16 protein-coding genes are annotated in these 23918 nt (G+C 70.6%); 12 read left to right on the forward strand and 4 right to left on the reverse strand.

All coding sequences use genetic code 11. The annotated features are described in order from the left end of the window. Window positions 1–91 precede the first annotated feature (91 nt). Window positions 92–937 carry a phosphotransferase gene (locus J3P44_RS06630; protein ID WP_255889474.1) on the forward strand — a complete coding sequence of 282 codons (846 nt, stop codon included), beginning with the start codon at window positions 92–94 and terminating at the stop codon, window positions 935–937. Window positions 938–986: 49 nt separating this feature from the next. On the opposite strand, the gene J3P44_RS06635 is transcribed toward J3P44_RS06630, so the two are convergent. Continuing rightward, on the reverse strand, window positions 987–1538 hold the full coding sequence (locus tag J3P44_RS06635; protein WP_255889475.1) for a GNAT family N-acetyltransferase: 552 nt from the start codon (window positions 1536–1538) through the stop codon (window positions 987–989). Window positions 1539–1641: 103 nt separating this feature from the next. On the opposite strand from J3P44_RS06635, the gene J3P44_RS06640 reads away from it, so the two are divergent. Beyond that, window positions 1642–2049 carry an NUDIX hydrolase gene (locus tag J3P44_RS06640; RefSeq protein WP_255889476.1) on the forward strand — a complete coding sequence of 136 codons (408 nt, stop codon included), beginning with the start codon at window positions 1642–1644 and terminating at the stop codon, window positions 2047–2049. 93 nt (window positions 2050–2142) lie between these two features. Beyond that, the gene (locus J3P44_RS06645) at window positions 2143–3951 is read left to right on the forward strand and encodes a zinc-dependent metalloprotease family protein (protein WP_255889477.1); all 1809 of its coding nucleotides are present in this window, start codon (window positions 2143–2145) and stop codon (window positions 3949–3951) included. On the opposite strand, the gene J3P44_RS06650 is transcribed toward J3P44_RS06645, so the two are convergent. Together J3P44_RS06650 and J3P44_RS06655 are read right to left on the reverse strand one after the other, a co-directional pair. Beyond that, window positions 3948–4748, reverse strand: a complete 801-nt coding sequence (locus J3P44_RS06650; protein WP_255889478.1) for a nucleotidyltransferase domain-containing protein — start codon at window positions 4746–4748, stop codon at window positions 3948–3950. The two genes, J3P44_RS06645 and J3P44_RS06650, sit on opposite strands and share 4 nt — an antisense overlap. Further along, window positions 4745–5077: a TfoX/Sxy family protein gene (locus tag J3P44_RS06655; RefSeq protein WP_255889479.1), complete on the reverse strand. Its 333-nt coding sequence runs from the start codon at window positions 5075–5077 to the stop codon at window positions 4745–4747. Before J3P44_RS06655 ends, J3P44_RS06650 begins: the two co-directional genes overlap by 4 nt. A gap of 74 nt (window positions 5078–5151) precedes the next feature. Between J3P44_RS06655 and dapA the strand changes: the two genes are divergently transcribed. From dapA to J3P44_RS06700, 9 genes are all read left to right on the forward strand, one after another. Next, window positions 5152–6042, forward strand: a complete 891-nt coding sequence (dapA, locus tag J3P44_RS06660; RefSeq protein WP_255889480.1) for a 4-hydroxy-tetrahydrodipicolinate synthase — start codon at window positions 5152–5154, stop codon at window positions 6040–6042. A gap of 59 nt (window positions 6043–6101) precedes the next feature. After that, window positions 6102–7787: a ribonuclease J gene (locus tag J3P44_RS06665; RefSeq protein WP_255889481.1), complete on the forward strand. Its 1686-nt coding sequence runs from the start codon at window positions 6102–6104 to the stop codon at window positions 7785–7787. Window positions 7788–7892: 105 nt separating this feature from the next. Then, the gene (locus J3P44_RS06670) at window positions 7893–9674 is read left to right on the forward strand and encodes a GAF domain-containing sensor histidine kinase (RefSeq protein ID WP_255889482.1); all 1782 of its coding nucleotides are present in this window, start codon (window positions 7893–7895) and stop codon (window positions 9672–9674) included. A 78-nt stretch (window positions 9675–9752) separates the two neighbouring features. Next, window positions 9753–12380, forward strand: coding sequence for an FtsK/SpoIIIE family DNA translocase (locus J3P44_RS06675; RefSeq protein ID WP_255889483.1), 2628 nt, complete (start codon window positions 9753–9755; stop codon window positions 12378–12380). Then, a complete protein-coding gene (locus J3P44_RS06680; RefSeq protein WP_255889484.1) occupies window positions 12380–14020 on the forward strand; it encodes a helix-turn-helix domain-containing protein in 1641 nt (546 codons plus the stop codon). Before J3P44_RS06675 ends, J3P44_RS06680 begins: the two co-directional genes overlap by 1 nt. Window positions 14021–14126: 106 nt before the next feature. Then, entirely contained in the window at window positions 14127–15581 is a 1455-nt protein-coding gene (gene rimO / locus J3P44_RS06685) for a 30S ribosomal protein S12 methylthiotransferase RimO (protein WP_255890010.1), read from the forward strand. Beyond that, window positions 15578–16198 (forward strand): CDP-diacylglycerol--glycerol-3-phosphate 3-phosphatidyltransferase, encoded by a 621-nt coding sequence (gene pgsA / locus J3P44_RS06690; protein ID WP_255889485.1) that lies wholly within the window; start codon window positions 15578–15580, stop codon window positions 16196–16198. Before rimO ends, pgsA begins: the two co-directional genes overlap by 4 nt. A gap of 152 nt (window positions 16199–16350) precedes the next feature. Further along, a complete protein-coding gene (locus J3P44_RS06695; protein WP_255889486.1) occupies window positions 16351–19533 on the forward strand; it encodes an ExeM/NucH family extracellular endonuclease in 3183 nt (1060 codons plus the stop codon). A gap of 170 nt (window positions 19534–19703) precedes the next feature. Then, window positions 19704–22040: a bifunctional metallophosphatase/5'-nucleotidase gene (locus J3P44_RS06700; protein ID WP_255889487.1), complete on the forward strand. Its 2337-nt coding sequence runs from the start codon at window positions 19704–19706 to the stop codon at window positions 22038–22040. A gap of 88 nt (window positions 22041–22128) precedes the next feature. Here the strand turns inward: J3P44_RS06700 and J3P44_RS06705 are convergent, their stop codons facing one another. Beyond that, complete coding sequence (locus J3P44_RS06705; protein WP_255889488.1) at window positions 22129–23904, reverse strand: glycoside hydrolase family 15 protein; 1776 nt, start codon at window positions 23902–23904, stop codon at window positions 22129–22131. Window positions 23905–23918: the final 14 nt, after the last annotated feature.

Genomic DNA, 23918 nt, shown 5'->3' on the forward strand with positions numbered 1-23918 from the left:
GCCCGACACCACCCGGTGATCGGGCCACAGGCACGGACTGACCGGCCGCAAACCCGTTGCTCGCGCGCCGACGACGCACGAAGGTGCGTCCATGGACGAGGCGAGGGACCAGGCGAGGGGCGAGGCGAGCGACGACGCGAGGGACGACGCCGAGGAGGGTCCCTTCGACGCGGCCGACCGCGCGGCCGAGGCCAACGCGCGGCATCGGCCCGTCGTGGTCGGTCCCGACGTCGTGTCTCGCCCGGCAGGTCCGGGCACCGAGACCGTGCACAGCTTCCTGCGGCACCTGAGAGCCAAGGGCCTGGACAGTGTTCCTGAGCCCCTCGGTGTCCGCGGCGGCATCGAGCGGCTCCGCCTCATCCCAGGAGCGGGCGGTGGCGAGGGGTGGTTCCACCAGCACACGGACCGGGGTCTGACGTCAGCCGCGCGCCTGCTGCGAGTCATCCACGACGTGGGCGCGGACTGGACCCCACCGCCGGACGCGGTGTGGGGTGCGCCTGCGATCGCCTGCGACGACACGGTGTACTGCCACGGAGACCCAGGCCCGTGGAACTTCATCTGGCGCGACAATGAGGTCGTCGGGTTGATCGACTGGGACTACCTTCACCCCGGCCCGCGCCTGGACGACGTGGCGTACGCGCTGCGCTGGTTCGCACCCCTGCGCCCCGACCAGCACGCCACCCACTGGCACCACTTCCCGGTCGTCCCCGATCGGCGGGCACGCGTGCGCGCCTTCGTCGCCGCATACGGCGACCTTCCGGACTTCGACGTGGTGGACGCCGTCACCGAGAGGATCCGGTCCGTGATCAGGCAACGGCGCGAGATGGCCGATCGCGGGATCGAGCCCCAGCGGACGTGGGTCGCGGACGGTGCAGAGGATCGTGATCTGGAGGAGATCCGGTGGATCGAGGAGCATCGCGCGGACCTGGGTCCTTGACGCCCGCGGCCAGCCCCTGGCGACACGCCATGGCGGGATCGGACGTCCCTCAGGTTGCCCGAAGCACCGACACGTCAGCCCACTCGTACGCCGTGGTGGGCAGGAGGTGACCCTCCTCGTCGGTGGTGCCGTGCCCGACCTCGAGACCGCCCATCGACTCGTAGAAGCTCCGGGCAGGCAGGTTCGCGGTCAGGACACTCAGGCGGAGCGTGACGACGCCCAGGTCGCCGAGCTCTCCAGCGACGGCGCGCAACAACGAGGCGCCGACGCCCTCACGCTGGCGGTCCGGGGCGACGTAGAGGGCAGCAACCTCCCCGGTCGTGCCACCGGGAACGTCGTCGGCGACCACGCCGTAGACGAGACCGATGATCGCGTCGCGATCGTCCTCGGCCACCAGCAGGACGTCGTCACGCGCCGGCGTCGTGGCCTGGGCGGCCAGCACGCGCGACCAGCCGCGAGCAGAGACGTCCGGGGTCCACTCCGCCGCCCGCTTCTGCCACGCCGCGTCGGGCATCTGACCACGGTGGGCGGCCAGCCACGAGTCCACCATGAGATGACCGAGCACAGCCGCATCCGCCGCCCGAGCCGCCCGAGTTCGCACGCCCGCCCACCTCCTGCCTCGGTCACCCCACCGTAGCCAGCGCCGTAGCCAGCGCCGAGCCCGGCCGAGCCCGGACGAACCCCCAGCGTGAAAGGCTCGCCCCATGCAGATGCCCACCGCAGACATCGTCGTCGCAGCCGTGGCGCTGGTGCGCGACGAGTGCGTCCTGACGGTCCGCAAGCGCGGCACCGAGCGCTTCATGCTCGTGGGCGGGAAGCTCGAGCCGGGGGAGTCGCCCCGCGACGCCGCGCTGCGCGAGACGTACGAGGAGGTGGGTCTCGCGATCGAGTCGGCCACCCTGCTCGGCGAGTTCCTGTCCGAGGCGGCCAACGAGCCCGGCCACACGCTCCACTCCACGGTGTTCTGGGTCGAGTCCGACGCCGAGCCCGTCGCCTCGGCCGAGATCGCGGAGATCCGGTGGACCCCGCTGCGCGACCACCCCGACGACCTCGCGCCGATGCTCGAGCACCACGTCCTGCCGGTGATCCTGGCCGCGGCCACCCACGGATAGTCGGATTGTGCCCACGAGCGGGCGCGACACGGGGTATCAAGGACTGTCGTCCTCCTCGGATGTCTCGATCCCTGTCCTAAGGAACCCCTCGCCGTGCCCCTCCGGTCGCCCCGCTCCGCCGCGCCTGCGCGCGTGGTGATGGTCGCTGCTGTCGGCCTGACCGCGCTGGTCTCGTACGTCCCGGCCGAGGCACGCGGGACGGCGTCCGCCGATCTCGAGTGCGCCGGGAACGCCCTGACGGAGCCCGTACGCCTCGACGCCGCGCTCGACGCCGGCGTCAGCGCCGCGACCGTGCGCGAGCAGAACGACCTCACGCGTGAGGAGCTCTCCCACCTCGCCGAGGACGGGACCTCCTGGCTCGACGACTGCGGCCAGGTGTTCGTCGTCGACCGGGCCGTCCCGGCGGCCCAGCAGGACGCGGTCAGCTCGCTGCCCGCGGAGCAGGTGCCGGCCGACGTCTTCGACCTCTCCTCCCGGCCCGGCTCCAACCGCACCGTCTACCTCGACTTCGACGGAGCGAGCTACACCAACACGCAGTGGAGCAACGGCGAGATCGTGTCGCCGGCCTACTCGATCGACGCCGACCGCTCGACGTTCAGCGAGACCGAGCGGGCCCAGATCTTCCTGGCCTGGAAGGTCGTGGCCGAGGACTTCGCCGCGTTCGACGTCAACGTGACCACCCGTAGGCCCGATCCCTCGGCACTCACCCGCACCAGCATCCTCGACCACACCTACGGCATGCCTGTCGTCATCACGCCGACCAACTCCGTGGGCGCTGGCTGCTCGTGCGGCGGAGTGGCGTACGTCGACGTCTTCGGTGACGTCGGCGCCACGGCCTACCAGCCGGCGTGGGTCTTCACCAACGGCTCCGGCACCGGCGGCTACAACGTCGGACAGGTCATCAGCCACGAGGTCGGCCACACCTTCGGGCTGAACCACGACGGCATCACCGGCGGGGCGAGCTACTACTCCGGTGCCAAGGGATGGGGACCGATCATGGGGGCGTCCTACAACAAGCGCGCCTCCCACTGGTCGCGCGGGGAGTACCTCGGCGCCAACAACCGCGAGGACGACGTCGCGATCATCGCGAGGACGGCGCCCGTCGTTGCCGACGACCACGCCGACTCCCCGCTCGGAGCCACGCGGATCAGCGCAGGCACTCCGACGCCCGGCACCATCACGTCGCGCGCCGACACCGACGCGTTCACCTTCACCGCGAGCGGACCCACCACCCTCACGGTGGCCGGCCCCGGCGGCTACTCCAACCTCGACGTCCGCCTCACGGTCTACAACTGGCTCGGCCTCGAGGTCGCGACGGTCGATGCGGTCGCCGACGTCGCCACCGACGCCTCGATGGACGCCACCTGGACCGCCGAGCTGCCCTCCACGGTCGCCACCTACACCGCGGTCGTCGACGGCACCGGCTTCGGCAGTCCCACGGAGGCCGGTCGCTACAGCGACTACGGATCCTTCGGTGCGTACGCCCTGAGCCTGACGACCGCGGCCACGACACCGCCACCCACCCCGACCCCGACCCCGACCCCCACCCCGACGCCGACAACCACCCCGACGCCGACAACCACCCCGACGCCAACAACCACCCCGACCCCCACCCCCACGGTGACCGCCACACCCGAAGCGCCGGAGGTGATGTCCTTCGTGACGACGCGACTGCCGAAGGCCCGCGCCGGGGTGAGGTACCGCGCCGTCATCCGGTTCCACGGTCCGGTGGCCGAGGCCCGCGTGGACCGGCGCCTGCCGCAGGGGCTGACGTGGCGAGTCCGCGGCGACCGCATCGTCATCAACGGGACGGTCCGCCGATCGGGTATCAGTGCCTTTGCGGCCGTGCTCTCCGGAGACGGTCCGTCGGTCCGCCACCGGTTCCGGCTCGTGGTGCGCTAGGACCGCTGGGCGAAGATCTCCAGCTCGGAGCCCCAACCCCGGATGCTGTCGGTGGTGCGCGAGTGCCCCCGCCCGGCGTCGTACGCCGCACACGCGTCGCGGACGCGCGGGAAGGCCTCCCGGACCGCGGAGGCGTCGCCGTCGAGCAACCTCACCACAAGGTCGAGCAGCTCGTCACCCGGCCAGCCGTCGAGAGGGTGCGTGCGCAGCTCCCACGGCAGGTACTTGTTGTAGGGCCGGACCCGCCCGGCGGTGGCGAACACCACGTCGAGCAGCCACGGCACCGACTCGGCGGCGTCGAGACGCGCCTCCAGGGCCCGCCCGTCTCGGTCGTTCTTGAGCGCCCGATAGGCGAAGTTGACCCACCCTTCGAGCCGGTCGTGGTCGATGAGCAGCTCGTCGGCCTCGTCGGGGGCCAGCCTCGCCTGGCGTTGTACGGCATCGGCGAGCTCACCTCCGGTGCGGTCCAGCAACACCGGCGCCCAGGCGAACGACCAGCGGTACCACCAGTCCTCGGTGCCGAAGGGCGCGACCTTCAGCAGGTCGCTCCACCGCTCGGGGATCTCGTCGACATCGGGAGAGCGGTCCGTCGTACGTGCCGAAGCGGCCTCGTCCCGCAGCACCACCAGCACGTCGAGGTCCGAGCGCTCAGTGGCGCAGTCCCGTCCGACCGAGCCGCTCAGCACGATGCCGAGGAGGTCGTCACCATGGGCAGCGGCGTTGCGCTCCGCGAGCTCGACCAGGGTCGCCCGGTGGGCGTCGGTGAGCCAGTCGGGCAGGACGAGGTCGATTGTCACGGCTTGGCCGGGAGCGTCCGGACGTAGCCGGTGCCGCGGTCGACCCAGAGCTGGAGCTGCTCGTCGGTCCCGAGCGCCTCCGTGTCGACGAGCAACCAGCCGTGCATCGGCCGCCCGCGCATCTCCATGGGTCGTACGTGCTCGGAAACCCAGGAAGCGGCGTCGTCCGGGTCGGCCCGCACCATCAGGGAGCCGTCGCTGCTGGCCGCTACCGCCATGTGGCCGTCGAGCATGAAGCCGAGCCCGCCGAACATCTTCTTCGACGTCACCCCCGCCTCTCCGTCGAGCAGGTCGTGGATGCGCTGCGCCAGCACCTCGTCGTAGGCCATGGCTCACACTATCGACACCAGCATGCGGCTCGCCGCCGACGAACCGACCGCGGGGGAGCGATAACCTTGCGGCCATGAGCTCCAACGTCCCGTTCGGCCGTCTCCTCACGGCGATGGCCACCGCGTTCCACGAGGACGGCACCGTCGACCTCGAGGGCACTGCGGCGATCGCCACGCACCTCGTCGACCACGGCAGCGAGGGCGTCGTCGTCAGCGGCACGACGGGGGAGAGCCCGACCACGTCCGTCCCGGAGGACGGCGAGATCCTGCGCGCAGTCCAGGACGCGGTGGGCGACCGCGCGATGGTCCTCGCCGGCGTCGGCACCAACGCGACCGCCCACTCCGTCGAGCTCGCGCGTCAGGCGGAGAAGATCGGCGTCGACGCGGTGCTGCTGGTCACCCCCTACTACAACAAGCCAGGCCAGGTCGGGGTGCGCCACCACTTCACCTCCGTCGTCGAGGCGACCGAACTGCCGGTGATGCTGTACGACGTCCCCGGCCGCACCGCCACCCTGATCGAGCTCGAGACCTACGAGACGATGCGCGCCTACGACCACGTGGTCGCGGTCAAGGAGGCCACCGGTCTCATCCCGCGCACCGCGCAGCTCGTCGACATGGGCTACGCCGTCTACTCCGGCGACGACGTGGCCACCCTCGGCTACCTCGCCTACGGCGGCGTCGGGCTCGTCTCGGTCGTCGCCCACGCCGCCGGCGACCAGCTCGCGGCGATGATCGCCGCGTGGGTGCGCGGTGACCACGCCGAGGCACTGCGGATCCACACCTCGCTGGTCCCCGCCTTCGACGCCGTCATGGGCGTCCCCAACTACGGAGCCACCACCGCCAAGGCAGCCCTCGAGCTGCTGGGCGTGCTCGACAACCGCCGCGTCCGCGGCCCCCTGGTAGCGCTGGACGACGACGAGGTCGCCGCCCTGCGCAGCGGCCTGGCCGCTGCCGGCCTCCTCTAGATCCCACGATCCAGAGCTCCAGACCCACATCCAGACAGTCCCACGAACCGAGGAAACCCTTGAGTCATCCCCATCCCGACCTGAGCGCGCCCGCCCCCCTCCCGGCCGGAGGCCTCCGGGTCATCCCGCTCGGCGGACTGGGCGAGGTCGGTCGCAACATGACCGTCTTCGAGTACGACGGCAGGTTGCTGATCGTCGACTGCGGAGTGCTCTTCCCCGAGGACCACCACCCTGGTGTCGACCTGATCCTCCCGGACTTCGACCCGATCCGCGACCGCCTCGACGCCGTCGAGGCGCTGGTCCTCACCCACGGGCACGAGGACCACATCGGCGCGACGCCGTACCTCCTGCGCGAGCGGGGCGACATCCCCCTCGTCGGCTCCAAGCTGACCCTGGCCCTGCTCGGGTCCAAGCTGCGCGAGCACCGGCTCAAGGAGACCGTCCACTACGAGGTCGCCGAGGGGCAGACCATCACCTTCGGGCCGTTCGTGCTCGAGTTCATCGCGGTCAACCACTCCATCCCCGACGCGCTCGCAGTCGTGATCCGCACCGGCGCCGGAGTCGTGCTGCACACCGGCGACTTCAAGATGGACCAGCTGCCGCTCGACGGGCGGATCACCGACCTCAACGAGTTCGCCCGGCTCGGTGACGAGGGCGTCGACCTCTTCCTCACCGACTCCACCAACGCCGAGGTGCCCGGCTTCACCACGTCGGAGAAGGACATCTCACCGGTCCTCGACCGGGTGTTCGCCAAGAGCCAGCAACGGATCATCGTGGCGTGCTTCGCGTCCCACGTGCACCGCGTGCAGCAGGTGCTCGACGCGGCCGTCGCCCACGGGCGCAAGGTCGGCTACGTCGGTCGTTCGATGGTGCGCAACATGGCGATCGCCCAGGAGCTCGGCTACCTCACGGTCCCCCCGGGCGTGATGGTGGAGGCCAAGGAGCTGGCCGACCTCCCGCCGGAGAAGCAGGTGCTGGTCTCGACCGGCTCGCAGGGCGAGCCACTGGCCGCCCTCAGCCGCATGTCCCAGCGCAACCACCACTTCGTCCACCTCGAGGAGGGCGACACCGTCGTCCTGGCCAGCTCACTCATCCCCGGCAACGAGAACGCCGTCTATCGGGTGATCAACGGCCTGTCGCGGCTGGGCGCCAACGTCGTGCACAAGGGCAACTCGCTCGTGCACGTCTCCGGCCACGCCAGCGCCGGCGAGCTGCTCTACTGCTACAACATCGTCAAGCCCCGCAACGTGATGCCGGTGCACGGCGAGATCCGCCACATGCGCGCCAACGCCGACCTCGCTCGGGCCACGGGCGTCCAGAACGTCGTGCTCGCCGAGGACGGCGTCGTCGTCGACCTCGTCGACGGCGTTGCCAAGATCGTCGGCAAGGTCGAGGTCGGCTACGTCTTCGTCGACGGCACGACCATCGGCGACATCAGTGAGGCCTCGATGAAGGACCGGCGCATCCTCGGGGAGGAGGGCTTCCTGTCGGTGATCGTGGTCGTGGACTCGGTGACCGGCAAGGTCGTCTCAGGGCCGGAGATCCATGCCAGGGGCTTCGCCGAGGACGAGACCACCTTCGCCGACATCCGCCAGCCGATCATCGACGCGATCAACGAGGCGGTCGCGGACGGCGCCACCGACTCCTACCAGCTGCAGCAGACCGTACGACGCGTGGTGGGGCGTTGGGTCAACCGAGCACACCGTCGTCGCCCGATGATCATTCCTGTGGTGATCGAGGCCTGACACCCCTACAGTCAGCCTCGGGAGTCGAGCTGGGGTCGACTTGGGGATCGACGTGGGGATCGAACGACCAGGGCTGCCCTGGCGGGAGGCTGAGGGGAGGTGGAGATGCCGCGCAACCAGGGCGCGTTGAGTCGTCTGGCCGAGCTGATGCGCCGCGTCAACTCCTCCACCGACACCGAGGACATCCTCGAGGAGATCGCGCACGGCGTCGTCGACGTCCTCGGCTACGGCGTCGCTGCCATCGCGCGCCTCGAGGGCGACACGCTGGTGATGACCAACGTCGCCGGGCCTCCCGAGGTCGTCGCACAGATCCTGCACCGCCGGACCCCGGCCGAGCAGATCCTCGACGAGTTCCGCGAGGCCGACAAGTGGGGCATCCTCCGCTTCGTCCCGGCGGGCCGGATGTCGGAGGAGCGACTGCGTGCGGCCTGGATCCCGGACTTCGAGCCCGACCCGGATCCCGACGCGTGGCACCCCCAGCACGCTCTGTACGCCCCCCTCTACTCCGCCGGCGGTGAGCTGCTCGGCAACATGGCCGTCGACCTGCCCCCCGACTCCCGGGTGCCCAACGAGGCCGACCGCGAGCTGCTGGAGATGTTCGCGGTGCAGGCCGGAGTGGCGCTGTCCAACGCTCGCGAGCGGGAGCGCCTGACCGACCGCGTACGCCTCGACCGCATGCTCACCACGGTGGCGGGCTCCGGCACCCAGAACGGCCTCATCCGGGCGCTGACCACCGCTGTCGCAGCGGTGTCCGAGTCCCTCGGCACCACCCAGGCGTGGCTGCGCACGTACCCCAGCGACGCGCAGGGCAGTCACCTCGGCGTCGGCACGCCGCGCCCGTTCGTCCCCGACCACGACCTGCCCGAGCTCCGCGAGGAGCTGGGGAAGCTCGACGGCCTGCCCTTCCTCATCGAGCTCGGCGTCGACGACCCGGACTCGCCGCAGCTCCCGCGCAGCTTCGCGCGGCTGCAGCAGCTGATGCGCGGCGTGCGGGCCGAGCGGGTGGTCGTGTGCCCGCTGCTCTCCCAGGAGGAGCTCGTCGGCTACGCCGTGCTCGGGTTCGCCTACAACTCCCGCCCCCTCACGCAGGGGGAGGCCGACGCCGTCCTCGAGGTGGGACGGCTGCTGGGCCAGATCGTCCGTGCCTCGCGCGTCCTCGAGACCGAGCAGAGGCTGGTCCAGGAGCTCCGCGAGCTGGCGCGCTACCGCAGCGAGCTGATCGCGACCATCTCCCACGAGCTGAAGACGCCGCTGACGGCGATCCTGGGCCATGCCGAGCTGATCGCCGACCGACACCCGGACCTGACGTCGCTCGACGCGATCATCCGCAACGCCCTGCGCCTCAACAATCTCGTGGCCAACCTGCTCCACTACTCCCGGATCCAGGGCCGGCGCGAGACCGTACGCCGCGCCGTCGACCTCGCCGAGCTGTGCGAGGCCAGCGTGGACCTGCTCAGCATCCGCGCCAAGCAGGCCGGCGTACGGCTGGGCTTCGTTCCTGCCGGGGCGGCACCGGTGGTGGTCTTCGGCGACCCCGAGGAGCTGGCCCGGGTCATCGACAACATGGTCGACAACGCCGTGAAGTACACGCCCGAGGACGGCTCCGTGACGGTGTCGATGACGGTCGCCGACGACGAGGTCAGCGTCGAGGTCACCGACACCGGCATCGGGATCTCCCTCACCGACCAGGCGCACGTGTTCTCGGCGTTCCACCGCTCCACCAACCCCAACGCCCTCTCGGTCCCGGGCACGGGCCTCGGACTGCCGATCGCGCAACGCATCGCGGAGTCCCACGGGGGTGCGCTGTCGCTGACGTCCGAGCTCGGCAAGGGGAGCACCTTCCGGTTCACCCTGCCCCTGCGCACCCCGCGGGACGCGGCGGGCTGAGCTCGCGCCACCCAGCCCGCGGCGACACGCACCCTGTGATGCATGTGACTGGTGGGACGGAGCCGTAGGGTTCGGAGCATGGCGACCCGTACGTCTTCCCCGCCGGGGTCGCGGAGCTCGAGCACGTCCAGCACCAAGGGTTCGAGCACCCGATCACGGAGTACCAGCAAGCGCCCCACCCCGCGCACGAGCACTGCGAAGGGCCGGAGCCGATCAGGCGCGTCCAAGCGCCGACCCGCAGCGCGTCCGGCACCTCGTGCCGTGCGCAACGGGCCGGGCCCGGTCTCGCGCGCCTTCGGTGCCGTGGGACGTGGGATCGCCGCGGTGTGGCTGGGCATCGCCCACGCCCTCGGCGCGCTCGCCCGGTCGATCGGCCAGTCGGCGCGCGACCTCGATCCCGAGCACCGTCGTGACGGGGTCGGGCTGTTCATCTTCGGCGTCGCCACCGTGGTCGCCGCAGCCGTCTGGTGGCAGCTGCCCGGCGGGGTCATGGACTTCGCGCGCTCGGTCACCGCGGGCGCCGTCGGCAAGGTCGGCTGGCTGGTGCCGCTGTTCCTCGTCTACGCCGGGTGGCGCACCCTGCGCGACCCGGAGCGCAACGGCCCGGCCGGACGCCAGGTCATCGGCTGGGCCGCCTTCAGCCTCGGCCTGCTGGGCATCGTGCACATCGCCAACGGCAACCCGCAGCCCGTGCTGGGCGACGCCAGCAACCTCCAGGAGGCCGGTGGGGCGGTCGGCTACGTCACCTCGAGCCTGCTGCTCGACCTCATGCAGACGTCGTACGTCGTGGTGCCCCTGCTGTCGCTGCTGGCGATCTTCGGCGTGCTGATCATCACCGCAACGCCCGTCTACCAGATCCCGGTCCGGCTGGCCGCACTGCGCGACAAGGCACTGGGCCGCTCCGCCCCGGACGCCGGACCCGAGGCGGACGAGGCCACCAAGCCGGTGCGCACCCGCCGCCGCTCGATGCTCGAGGACGACATCGACCCGGAGATGGGCGACCCGGCCTACGACAGCCCGGTGCTGTCGGAGCGTGAGCTGAAGAAGCGGCGCAAGAAGAAGGACGCGGCAGGATCGGCGGAGGAGCCGGACTACGGCATCGACCTATTCTCCGACGCGCCCACCGAGGTCACCCCGGCGGTTCCTGCCCCGGACGCGGGCGCCGACACCGGTGCCGTCGAGCCGCCGCCGCACACTCCGCTGCCGCAGCGCGTCGAGCAGCTCGCGCTGTCCGGCGACATCACCTACTCCCTGCCCGGCAACGAGGTGCTCAAGCCCGGGTCGGTGCACAAGGCCCGCTCGAAGGCGAGCGACGCCGTCGTCGAGCGCCTCATGCAGGTCATGGAGGAGTTCGGCATCGACGCGACCGTCACGGGCTACACCCGGGGCCCGACGGTGACCCGCTACGAGGTCGAGCTCGGCCCGGCGGTGAAGGTCGAGAAGGTCACCGCGCTGTCCAAGAACATCGCCTACGCCGTCGCCTCCGCCGACGTCCGGATCCTCAGCCCGATCCCCGGCAAGTCCGCGATCGGCATCGAGATCCCCAACGTCGACAAGGAGATCGTCTCCCTCGGCGACGTGCTCCGGTCCAGCACGGCACGCGCCGACCACCACCCGATGGTCGCGGGGCTCGGCAAGGACGTCGAGGGCGGCTTCGTGGTCGCCAACATGGCGAAGATGCCGCACCTGCTGGTGGCCGGCGCCACCGGCTCGGGCAAGTCGTCGTTCATCAACTCGCTCATCACCTCGATCCTGATGCGCTCGACGCCCGACGAGGTGCGGATGATCATGGTCGACCCCAAGCGGGTCGAGCTCAACGCCTACGAGGGCGTGCCGCACCTGATCACGCCGATCATCACCAACCCCAAGAAGGCCGCGGAGGCGCTGGCCTGGGTCGTGCGCGAGATGGACATGCGCTACGACGACCTTGCCAACTTCGGCTTCCGCCACATCGACGACTTCAACAAGGCGGTGCGGGCGGGCAAGGTCGAGGTGCCCGCGGGCAGCGAGCGCACGCTGGTGCCCTACCCCTACCTCCTCGTCATCGTCGACGAGCTCGCCGACCTGATGATGGTCTCGCCGCGCGACGTCGAGGACTCGGTCGTGCGCATCACCCAGCTGGCCCGTGCGGCCGGCATCCACCTGGTGCTCGCCACCCAGCGTCCCTCGGTGGATGTCGTCACCGGACTGATCAAGGCCAACGTGCCGTCCCGGCTCGCCTTCGCCACGAGCTCGCTCGGCGACAGCCGGGTCATCCTCGACCAGCCGGGCGCCGAGAAGCTGGTCGGTCAGGGCGACGGACTCTTCCTGCCGATGGGCGCCAGCAAGCCCGTACGCGTGCAGGGGTCGTGGGTCACCGAGGCCGAGATCCACCAGGTCGTCAAGCACTGCAAGGACCAGCTCGAGCCGACATACGTCGAGGACGTCACCGCCCCGGCCGCGGCAAAGCGTGACCTCGACGACGACATCGGTGACGACATGGAGCTCGTGGTCCAGGCCATCGAGCTGATCGTCTCGACCCAGTTCGGCTCGACGTCGATGCTGCAGCGCAAGCTGCGCGTGGGCTTCGCGAAGGCGGGACGACTGATGGACATCCTGGAGAGCCGCGGCGTGGTCGGACCCAGCGAGGGCTCGAAGGCCCGCGACGTCCTGGTCAAGCCGGACGAGCTCGATTCCGTGATCGCCACGTTGGAGGGGGGAGCCTGATGAGCGCAGCAGTGCACGAGACCGAGGTCCACGGCGGCCACGAGCCGGAGAGCGGCGACGTCCTCGGCGTCGCGCCTGACGCGGTGGAAGTACGCCGGCACGCCGGGGTCGCTGCCGGCGTCGGGCTCACAGCCTCCGCGGTCGCCATCGCCTACCTCGGGCGCGCCACGCAGACCGGCTCCGCCCTCGACTGGGTCTTCGTCGCCGCGATGGGACTCCTCGGGGCCTACTGGCTCGCCGGCCTGGTCGACGCCCGCACTCCGTTGCTCGTCGCCGACGCCCAGGGGATCCGGATCCGCCTGGGCCGTGCCTGGCGCGGCCTGCCCTGGACCGCCGTGCACCACGTCGAGCACACCCCGCGCCGCGGTCTGCTCCGTGACGGGCGCCTGGTCGTGGTGCCCCACAACCTCGAGCTCATCGAGGCCGAGCTCACCGGCGCCGGCAAGCGCCACGTGACCGTCTCCCGGCTCCTGCACGGCGCCCCGTTCGCCGTGCCGCTGGGCCTCTCGACCCGCGTCATCGGCGCCGGCGACGACCTGACCGAGGCGCTGGGCCGGGTGGCCCGCGACGCCAGCCAGATCGTCGTGCTGGAGCCGTCGGCGGAGCCCGACGCCCCTGAGCAGGACGTCGAGGACGTCGCCGGTGTCGAGGAGCACGAGACCACTCCTGCCGACGAGGCGGTCGTCGCCAGCCCCACGCCGGCCGCGCTGCGGGAGTCCACGTCGGCCCGCCGCTCCGAGGTGACACGCGAGGTCGCCCCCGCGACCGACGCTGACGAGCCCGAGGGCCGCGAGCTGCGCCGGCCCGGCCGGGTCAGCCTCGTCGAGGAGACCCAGTCGTGGGGCGACCGCGTCCGCGCGATCGCCCGTCCAGGGGAGCCGGTCGAGCCCCTGGTGCTCGACGACTTCGAGGTCGAGCCGGCCGAGGACCCGGTCATCGGCCCCGAGCTCGCCGCGGCGCGCACGCGCCTGGGCCTCACCGTCGACCAGCTGGCCGAGCGCACCCGCATCCGGCCACACGTGATCGAGGCCGTCGAGGTCGACGACTTCGAGCCCTGCGGCGGCGACTTCTACGCCCGCGGCCACCTGCGCACCCTCGCCCGGGTGCTCGGCATCGACGTCACGCCCCTGCTCGCGGCGTACGACGAGCGCTACGCCCATGCACCGATCAACCCGCGTCGGGTCTTCGAGGCCGAGCTGGCGACCGGTGCCAACGGCTCCATCCGCGGCACCCGAGGCGGACCGAACTGGTCCGTGCTGGTCGCGGTGGTGATGGCGCTGGTGCTGTGCTGGTCGATCGCCCGGCTGGTCATGGACACCCCGCCCGAGCTGCGCGGCGCCACTCCCGTGCTCAACGGCTCCGGAGGCCCGCAGGGCGCCGGCAACGCACCCCTGGCCGACCCGGTCGAGGTCGTGGTGACCGCCCCGTCGGGTGGCGCGCGGGTCGTCGTGCGCGACGGTGCAGGGGAGCAGGTCTTCAAGGGCAGCCTCGCCGTCGGCCAGACCCGCGAGCTGAAGGCGTCGCCGCCGGTGCGGGTGCAGTCCACGGACGGGGCAGTCACGGTGTCCCTCGCGGGCGGCGAGGCCCGCGCGGTGGGCGAGCCCGGCGTCGCGGGCCAGGGCACCTTCGTCGCCGACTGACTCGGGGCTGTCGGTTCGCGACGGGCCGCGGATGGCGGTCATGACGCCCGCAACCGGCATACTTCCGGGTGCGATGACGACTGACACAGAGCTCCCTCCCGCCCGGCTGAACGTCGCTGTGGTGACCCTGGGCTGCGCCCGCAACGAGGTCGACTCGGAGGAGCTGGCCGGACGGCTCGAGGCCGACGGCTTCGTGCTCGTGGCGGACCCCGAGGACGCCGACACCGTCGTGGTCAACACCTGTGGCTTCGTGGAGGCGGCCAAGAAGGACTCGGTCGACACCCTGCTGGAGGCCGCCGACCTCAAGGCCTCGGCCGGCCACGGCGGGCGTGCCCAGGCGGTCGTCGCCGTGGGCTGCCTGGCCGAGAGGTACGGCAAGGACCTCGCCGAGTCGCTGCCCGAGGCCGATGCGGTGCTGGGCTTCGACGACTATCCCGACATCGCCGCCAAGCTGCGCTCCATCGTCGCGGGGGAGACCCACCACCCGCACACCCCGTCTGACCGCCGTCGCCTGCTGCCGATCTCCCCCGTGGACCGCGACGCCTCGGCGATCTCGATCCCGGGCCACCAGGGTGACGTCGCCGACCTCAGCGACATCGGAGCGGGTGCACCCGCCACCGGACCCCGTGCCGTACGCCGTCGCCTCGACGCCGGCCCGATGGCGCCCCTCAAGCTGGCCAGCGGCTGTGACCGCCGCTGCTCCTTCTGCGCGATCCCGAGCTTCCGTGGCTCCTTCGTCAGCCGCCGTCCCAGCGACGTGCTCCAGGAGGCGCGCTGGCTCGCGACCCAGGGTGTCAAGGAGCTGTTCCTGGTCAGCGAGAACTCCACGTCCTACGGCAAGGACCTCGGCGACCTCCGTCTCCTCGAGACCCTGCTGCCCGAGCTCTCCGGCATCGACGGCGTCGAGCGGGTCCGGGTCTCCTACCTCCAGCCCGCCGAGACGCGTCCGGGGCTGATCGAGGCGATCGCCTCCACGCCGGGCGTCGTGCCCTACTTCGACCTGTCCTTCCAGCACGCCAGTGCCCCGGTGCTGCGTCGGATGCGCCGCTTCGGCGACCCCGAGAGCTTCCTGGGGCTGCTCGAGCGGATCCGGTCGCTCGCTCCGCTGGCCGGCGTACGGTCCAACGTCATCGTCGGCTTCCCGGGCGAGAGCGAGGATGACCTGCAGGTCCTCTGCGACTTCCTCGAGGCCGCGCGCATGGACGTCACCGGCGTCTTCGGCTACTCCGACGAGGACGGCACCGAGGCGGCCGGCTTCGGCCAGGACCTCAAGCTGGACGAGGACGAGATCCGCGCCCGCACCGAGCACGTCACGGCCTTGGTCGAGGAGCTCAACTCCCAGCGCGCCGAGGAGCGCATCGGCGAGGAGGTGGAGGTGCTGGTCGAGTCCGTCGACGACGCAGCGATCGAGGGCCGTGCTGCGCACCAGGGCCCGGAGGTGGACGGTACGACGCTGCTCACCGACGCCGCCGGCGCACGGGTGGGCGACCTGCTGACCGCCACCGTCACCGGCACCGACGGCGTCGACCTGATCGCGCGAGTGAACGGAGCCCCCCGATGACGACCGACCAGCGCCAGGTCTCGAACTTCAACATCGCCAACATCCTCACGACCCTGCGCATCGTGATGGTGCCGTTCTTCGGGTGGGCGCTTCTCCACGACGGCGGCAACGACCCGCTGTGGCGCTGGGTGGCGTTCGGCTTGTTCGCCGTGGCGATGATCACCGACAAGGTCGACGGCGATCTCGCCCGCAAGCACGACCTGATCACCGACTTCGGCAAGATCGCCGACCCGATCGCGGACAAGGCCATCACCGGCATGGCCTTCATCGGCCTCTCCGTCGTCGGCGACGTCTGGTGGTGGGTGACGATCGTGGTGCTGGTGCGCGAGTGGGGCGTGACGCTGCTCCGCCTCTCGGTCCTCAAGTCCGTCGTCATCCCGGCCGCCATGAGCGGCAAGATCAAGACGGTGCTCCAGGCGATCGCCCTCTCGGGGCTCACCTGGCCGCTGCCGCACGGCGACGCCCACGGCGGCGCGTTCGACTTCTGGCCCGGACCTCTCGGCGAGGTGGTGTTCTACACCAGCCAGGCGCTGCTCGCCGGCGCCGTCGTCATGACCATCTGGTCTGGGTACGAGTTCTTCCGTGACGTCCGGCGGCAGCGCCGCCAGCGCGCCTGACCCCCGTAGGGGTGGGAAGTGGCCAGTATGCACAAAGTCCTGCGTGAACTTTCGTCAACACTCGCAAGAATTCCGGGCCGCGGGGTGCGCCACTGACCATGTTTGTGGGTGAAGATGCGTCGGTCACATACATCTGAACCTTCGGAGCACACATGCGCACACCTGCGCTTCACTCGCCGCGTCGGTTCGCGGCAGGCGCCGGACTGGCTCTCCTCGCCGCCGGTCTCGCCCCCGTCGCAGGAGCTCCTGCGAACGCCGCCAGCCCGGGTCTGATCATCAACGAGGTCTACGGCGGCGGCGGTTCGACCTCGACGACGGCGGCGTACAAGGTCGACTTCGTCGAGCTCTACAACCCCACGGCGTCTGCCCAGCCGCTCAACGGCCTGAGCCTCCAGTACCGCAGCGGGACCTTCACCACGGGCACGGTGAGCGTCCTGGCGCTCCCGGACGCGACGGTGCCGGCCAACAGCACCTACCTCGTCCAGACCTCGTCTCGGGTCAGCTGCTCGGGCGATGTGTGCGGCGGCGCGGAGCTGCCGACACCCGACTTCCAGGCGACCACCGCCTTCCTGAACATGAGTGCGGCCAGCGGCCAGGTGATCCTGGCGGGCAGCACGACCGCCGTCACGGCGACCGGGACGAGCATGCAGACGGTCGCGAACGTGGTCGACTTCGTCGGCTACGGAACGGCGACGTCCTCCGAGACCGCCAACACCGGCACGGCGCTCACGAACACCACGTCGACCTCGCGTGTGACGGCCGTCGACGGCGACAACAACCGCACGGACTTCGCCGCTCCGGCGACGCCCACACCGACTGCTGCGAGCGAGGGGGAGCCGGCGGCGCTCGAAGCCACCTCGCCCGGCAACAAGTCCGGCCAGGTCGGCCAGGCCATCGCGGGCTTCACGCTCGCCGCGACCGGCGGCACGCCGCCGTACGCGTGGACGGCCACCGGCCTTCCGGCCGGCATCACCGTCGCCGGCAACGGCGCCGTCTCGGGTACGCCCACGGAGTCCGGGACGTTCGACGTCACCGCGACGGCGACCGACTCGGCCACGCCGACCGCCGCAACCGACGACGTGACCTTCACGTTCACCATCGCCCCGGAGGCGCCGCTCATCGCGATCTCCGAGGTCCAGGGCACCGGTGCGGCCTCGCCGTTCCTGGGTCAGACCGTCAAGACCCGCGGCGTCGTCACCGCTTCCTACCCGGTCGGCGGCTTCTTCGGGTTCTACATCCAGACCCCGGGCTCCGGCGCAGCCGACATCGACCTCGCAACCCACACCGCTTCGGACGGCGTCTTCGTGCGGCAGACCACCGGGTCGGTCACGGCCGTCCTCGGCGACTACGTCGAGGTCACCGGTTCGGTCACGGAGTTCGCCGGAGCCACGCAGGTCGAGGTCGTTCCTGCGGGCATCGAGGTGCTCTCCGAGACGCCCGACCCGATCATCACCACGACGACGGCCAACTGGCCGCGGTCGGCGGCGCAGAAGGAGTCCCTGGAGGGCATGCGCTACCGCCCGACGGGCGCCTTCACCGTCAGCAACACCTTCTCGACGAACAACTTCGGCGAGGTCGGCCTGGCGCAGGGCACCAAGCCGCTGATCCAGCGCACCGAGGTGGAGCTCCCCGGCCCGGCCGGTTCGAGCGCCACCGAGGCGGACAATCTCGCCCGTGCGGTCGTCCTGGACGACGGTGCCTCGACCAACTTCCTGGCCACGTCGTCGAGCGGCGCCGTCTGTGGCGCCCGCCCCACGCCGTGCCTGTCCAACGGCAACCTCACGCCGCCCTACATCTCGACCGCCGCCCCCGTGCGGGTCGGGGCTGGCGCGACCTTCAACGCTGACGTGATCTTCACCGAGGGTGGCTCGCCGAGCGCCCCCACCTACCGGTTCCAGCCGCTGGCGACCGTGGTCGGTCCGGCCAATGCCAACAGCCCGGCCACCTTCGCGGACACCCGCACGGCCGCTCCGGACGAGGCCCTCATCAACGAGACCGGCACGGCTGACTTCAAGGTCGCCTCGTTCAACGTGCTGAACTACTTCACCACCCTGGGCGACGCGAACAACGACGACATCGGCGACGGCGGATGCACCCCGTTCCGTGACCGTGACGGTGACGGGAACACCGTCAACAGCGGTTGCGACCAGCGCGGCGCCTGGGACCCCCAGGACTTCGAGCGCCAGCAGTCGAAGATCGTCAACGCGATCAACGCCCTCGACGCCGACGTGGTCGGCCTGATGGAGATCGAGAACTCCCTCAGCCTGGGCGAGACCGCCGACGAGGCGACGAACAGCCTTGTGGCGGCGCTGAACGCCGAAGCAGGAGCCGGAACGTGGGCGGCCAACCCGTCCTCGACCGAGCTTCCCGCCGGAGGGATGGACGTGATCACCAACGCGATCATCTACAAGCCGGCCAGCGTGGACCGCGTCGGCGAGTCGCGTGCGCTCGGCACCCTGAGCGACCCCGGCGAGGCGTTCGACAACGCTCGCGAGCCGCTCGGCCAGGTGTTCAAGGCCGACGCCGGGGGCAAGCCGTTCCTCTTTGTCGTCAACCACTTCAAGTCCAAGGGATCGGCCGGCCCGAACCCCGGTGACACGGACAGCGGCGACGGACAGGGCGCGTCCAACGGCTCTCGAGTACTCCAGGCCACTGCTCTGCGTGACTGGGTCGCGGGCCTGAAGGCGGAGACTGGTGTCGAGTCAGTCATCCTCGGCGGTGACTTCAACTCGTACGCGATGGAGGACCCGCTGCGGCTCCTCTACGAGGCGGGCTTCACCAACGTGGAGCAGGAGTTCGGCAACGGCGAGTACTCCTACTCGTTCTCGGGGCTGTCCGGGTCCCTCGACCACATCCTAGTCAACGACGCGGCTCTCGAGCATTCGACCGGCACCGACATCTGGAACATCAACGCGGGCGAGTCGCTGGCGCTGGAGTACAGCCGCTGGAACTACCACGGAACCGACTTCCACGCAGAGGGTCCCTTCCGGTCCTCCGACCACGACCCGGTGATCCTGGGGATGGAGCTGGCCATGGAGGAAACCACCGTCACCGCCACGGCCGCCCGCATCCAGTACGGCAAGGCGGGATCGGTCACCGTCTCGGTCGCCCCGTCCTCCGCCACCGGCAACGTCACGGTGTCGCTCGGCGGCGAGGTCCTCGGCTCCACCACGCTGGACTCCGGCGCGGGCACGGTGATCCTGTCCAAGAGGTCCTTGCCCGTCGGCAAGCACACACTGACCCTCTCCTACTCCGGAGATGTCGAGCACACAGCGTCGACCGGTTCGGTGACCGTGACGGTCGTCAGGGGAAGGCAACCTCAGACGCCACAGTAGGGCGGCGCTGATCATGCGATGAACGCGGCGGCCCGGTCGCCTCTCAGGTCGACCGGGTCGTCACCAGCGGCTCATCACTCAGTTGGGGTAGCCGTCCGCCGCCCTCCGTACGACCCAATTGGTCGGGTTAGTGTGACCCGACTCACAGCACTAATCGAAAGGCCACCTTCGTGTCAGCATCCTCATCCGGTCGCAAGCTCGCTCTTGCGACCACACTCACGGGGCTCATCGCCGCCCCACTTGCAGTGCTCACCACGGCGGCTCCCGCCAACGCCGCCCCCGTCACCATCCAGATCCTGGGGACCAACGACTTCCACGGTCGCCTCGTGTCAGAGGGAACCTCGGCGACGTCGGTCGCCGGTGCGGCGCAGTTCGCCGGAGCCATCGAGCAGTACCGGTCCGACCCGAGCGTCGGCGGAACCGTCTTCGCGGCCGCCGGTGACCTGGTCGGCGCCTCGACGTTCGAGTCCTTCATCCAGCAGGACAAGCCGACCCTCGACGCCATGAACGCGATGGGCCTCGACGTCTCTGCTGCGGGCAACCATGAGTTCGACGCCGGCTACAGCGATCTGGCCAACCGGATCATGAAGCCCTTCGACGCCACCAACAACCCCGTGGGTGGCGCCGAGTGGCAGTACCTCGCAGCCAACGTGCGCAGGAAGTCCGACAACTCGTACGCTCTGCCGGACGTCGCGGCCTCGCCCGGCACCTCCGACGGCGCCACCTGGATGACCACGGTCGCCGGCGTGGACGTCGGCTTCGTCGGCGCGGTGACCGAGGACCTCCCCTCCCTGGTGACACCGGCAGGGATCGCCGACCTCAAGGTGACCTCCATCGTCGATGAGGTGAAGACTGGCGCCACTGCTCTGAAGGCTGCCGGAGCCGATGTCGTGGTGATGCTCGTGCACGAGGGCTCGACGACGTCCAGCTGCGCCGGCGTCTCCGACGACAGCGCCTTCGGGCGGATCGTCAAGGGCGTGGGGTCGGACGTCAATGCGATCATCTCCGGTCACACCCACCTCGCCTACGACTGCACCTACAACGGTGTGCCCGTGGTCTCTGCCGGTCAGTACGGCACCAACTTCAACGTCCTCAAGTTCACCGTCGACACCGCGGTTCCCTCCGTCACGGTCGCATCCCAGGCGATCGTCTCGGCCAACACGGTCGCACTCACCGCTCAGAGCGCCATCGACAAGAAGGCCGAGGTGAAGGGCATCGTCGACGCCGCAGTGGCGAAGTCGGACGTCCTGGGCGCCGTCGAGCTCGGCAAGCTCGGTGGCCCATTCGGCCGCGCCCGCCTCGCGGACGGCACCACGGAGAACAGGGGCGGTGAGTCCACCCTCGGAAACCTCGTCGCTGAGGTCCAGCGTTGGGCGACCGGCTCGCCCGAGGCAGGGGCCGCGCAGATCGCCTTCATGAACCCGGGCGGCCTCCGCCAGGACATGGTGGGCAACAACGCCTCCGGTTACCCCGCGACGCTCACCTACAAGCAGGCCGCCGTCGTCCAGCCGTTCGCCAACACGCTGGTCAACATGAAGCTCACCGGCGCACAGATCAAGACCGTTCTCGAGCAGCAGTGGCAGCGCGACGACAAGGGTGCGGTTCCGAGCCGGCCGTTCCTGCGCCTGGGCACCTCCACGGGCTTCTTCTCGACCTACGACCCCACCCGCCCCGAGGGCAACCGCATCACGGGCATGTGGCTCAATGGCAAGGCCATCGAGGCCGGCACGTCGTACTCGGTCACGGTGAACTCGTTCCTCGCCTCGGGCGGTGACAACTTCCGCGAGTTCGCCAAGGGCACAGCCAGGCGTGACACGGGCAAGGTGGACCTGCAGGCCATGGTCGACTACATGGCCACGTTCGCGGCCAAGACCCCGCTCGCGGTGAAGAGCGACCAGCACCAGGTCGGTATCGCCAAGCCGGCGACCGCTCCGCGCTTCTACCGGATCGGTCAGGACTTCAACGCCAGCCTGTCCTCGTTGGCCATGACCGCGGTCGGCGACGCCAAGGACGCGTTGCTCAACATCAAGGTCGGGGACGTCGCCCTCAAGCCTGCGGCCGTGGACAACACGGTCGGCACGACCCAGTTCGACGAGAGCGGCAAGAGCGCGGTGTCGGTCAAGCTGAAGGGCAAGACCCGGACCGGCAAGCAGGTCATCACCTTCACCGGTCCGACCACCGGCACGACGTTCTCGCTGCCGATCGACGTGCGCAAGGCCAAGGGCGTGCTCAAGGTCCGCACCAAGCCGGAGCGCATCGTCAAGGGCGAGACCCGGACCCGGGTGAAGATCAAGGCCTCCGCGCTCGGCATCTCCAAGGTCACGGGCAAGGTGAAGGTCAAGGCCGGCGGCAAGACCTACACGGTCAAGCTGAAGAAGGGGAAGGCGTTCCTGCGTCTCGATCGCTTCGCCAAGGCCGGCAAGAAGCGGATCGTCGTGATCTACAAGGGCAACCGCAAGATCCGCGGCACCCGAGAGGTCATCGAGATCAAGGTGCACCGCCACTGATCAACCGCACCTGAGCCGCACGCCGAGGCCCGGTCGTCGTCCGCGACGGCCGGGCCTCGGCAGTTCGCAGTGGCCCCGCGCGCCGCCGTCACATGCGCGCGCGCAGCGCCAGCGCCGCCTGCACGAGTGCGAGGTGGCTGAAGGCCTGCGGGAAGTTGCCGGCCATCCGGCCGTGCCCGGCGTCGTACTCCTCCGAGAGCAGGCCGACGTCGTTGGCCAGCCCGCAGAGACGGTCGAGGAGCTCCTCGGCCGCGCCGCGACGACCGGCGGCGGCCAGTGCGGAGACCAGCCAGAACGAGCAGGCCAGGAACGGGTGCTCGTCGCCGGGCAGCCCGTCCACGCCGGTCTGAGTGCCGTAGCGCAGCAGCAGGCCGTCGCGGAGCAGGTCCTCCGTGACCGCCTCGACCGTCCCCAGCACGCGCGGGTCGTCCCCTGGGAGGAAGCCGACCAGCGGGATGGTGAGCAGGGACGCGTCGACCTCGAGGGTGTCGTAGTGCTGGGTGAACGTGCCGCGCTGCTCGTCGAAGCCCTTGTCCAGGATCTCCTCGCGCACGCGGTCGCGCAGGCCGCGCCAACGCTCCACCGGCCCGGGCAGGCCGTGCTCCTCGACCGCGCGGACGGCACGGTCGAAGGCGACCCACACCATGACGCGGGAGTGGGTGAAGTGGCGCTGCGGCCCGCGGATCTCCCAGAGCCCGTTGTCCGGCTCGTCCCAGTGCTCGGCCAGCTCCTCGACCAGCGCCCGCTGCAACGCCCAGGAGTTGTGGCTCTCGTCCAGGCCCGCCTGCCGGGCCAGCTCCAGGGCGATCATGACCTCGCCGAGCACGTCGTTCTGCCTCTGCGAGACGGCGCCGTTGCCGATCCGCACCGGCACGCTGCCGGCGTACCCCGGCAGGTGCGGCACCTCGCGCTCGGGCAGCTGGCGGCCGCCGTCGACGGTGTACATGATCTGCAGGTCCGCCGGGTCGCCGGCGACCGCCCGGAGCAACCACGACCGCCACTCGAGGGCCTCGGCGTCGTAGCCGGCGCCGAGGAGCGACTCGAGGGTGAGCGCGGCGTCGCGCAGCCAGCAGAAGCGGTAGTCCCAGTTGCGTTCCCCGCCGAAGTCCTCCGGCAGCGAGGTGGTCGGGGCCGCCACGATGCCGCCGGTCTCCTCGTGGGTCATGAGGAGGAGGGTCAGCAGGCTGCGGCGGACCATGTCGGCGTGGGGCACGTCGCTCGGCGAGCGCTCGGACCACGCGACCTGCTGGTCGGTGGTCGCCGTGATGCGCTCGTCGAACCCCAGCGGCTCCGGCACGGGGCACCAGGAGCGGACCCACGTGGTGGAGAACGTCAGCTCGTCTCCCTCGGACATCTCGAACTCGTCACTGTGGTGGCCGTGGTGCCCGCGGGGGAGCCGCGGTCCGCGGAGCACCAGCTTGTCGGGGCCGGCCACCGCGACGACGACCTCCTGCCCGTGCGCGTGCTCGCGGCTGACCCACGGTCGGACCTTGCCGTAGTCGGTGCGCACCACCCAGTCGTGCCGGATCCGCACCGTGCCCCGCGTGCACGTGAGGCGTCGTACGACGTCCGCGCGCCCGTCGCTGGTCGGCATCACGTCGAGCAGCACCAGCTCGCCGTCGGCGGTGGTGAACGTCGTCTCCAGCAGTGCGGTGCCGTCGACGTAGCGCCGGCTCGTGCTCTCGAGGGGACCAGCGGGGGAGAGGAGCCAGCGACCGTGCTCCTCGGTGCCCAGCAGCGCCGCGAAGCAGGCGGGCGAGTCGAAGCGCGGCAGGCACAGCCAGTCGATCGACCCGTCCTTCCCGACCAGGGCCGCGGTGCCACGGTCGCCGATGAGCGCGTAGTCCTCGATGGGAAGAGCCATACGGCTAGTCTCCC

The organism is Nocardioides astragali (assembly GCF_024436375.1).
Taxonomy (GTDB): Bacteria; Actinomycetota; Actinomycetes; order Propionibacteriales; family Nocardioidaceae; genus Nocardioides; species Nocardioides astragali.

Excerpts from the sequence above, each read along its gene's own strand:
- pgsA (WP_255889485.1), top strand. The coding sequence starts at position 15,578 with ATGACGACCGACCAGCGCCAGGTCTCGAACTTCAACATCGCCAACATC.
- J3P44_RS06680 (WP_255889484.1), top strand. The coding sequence starts at position 12,380 with ATGAGCGCAGCAGTGCACGAGACCGAGGTCCACGGCGGCCACGAGCCG.
- J3P44_RS06675 (WP_255889483.1), top strand. The coding sequence starts at position 9,753 with ATGGCGACCCGTACGTCTTCCCCGCCGGGGTCGCGGAGCTCGAGCACG.
- J3P44_RS06640 (WP_255889476.1), top strand. The coding sequence starts at position 1,642 with ATGCAGATGCCCACCGCAGACATCGTCGTCGCAGCCGTGGCGCTGGTG.
- J3P44_RS06630 (WP_255889474.1), top strand. The coding sequence starts at position 92 with ATGGACGAGGCGAGGGACCAGGCGAGGGGCGAGGCGAGCGACGACGCG.
- J3P44_RS06670 (WP_255889482.1), top strand. The coding sequence starts at position 7,893 with ATGCCGCGCAACCAGGGCGCGTTGAGTCGTCTGGCCGAGCTGATGCGC.
- J3P44_RS06695 (WP_255889486.1), top strand. The coding sequence starts at position 16,351 with ATGCGCACACCTGCGCTTCACTCGCCGCGTCGGTTCGCGGCAGGCGCC.
- J3P44_RS06705 (WP_255889488.1), bottom strand. The coding sequence starts at position 23,904 with ATGGCTCTTCCCATCGAGGACTACGCGCTCATCGGCGACCGTGGCACC.
- dapA (WP_255889480.1), top strand. The coding sequence starts at position 5,152 with ATGAGCTCCAACGTCCCGTTCGGCCGTCTCCTCACGGCGATGGCCACC.
- J3P44_RS06655 (WP_255889479.1), bottom strand. The coding sequence starts at position 5,077 with ATGGCCTACGACGAGGTGCTGGCGCAGCGCATCCACGACCTGCTCGAC.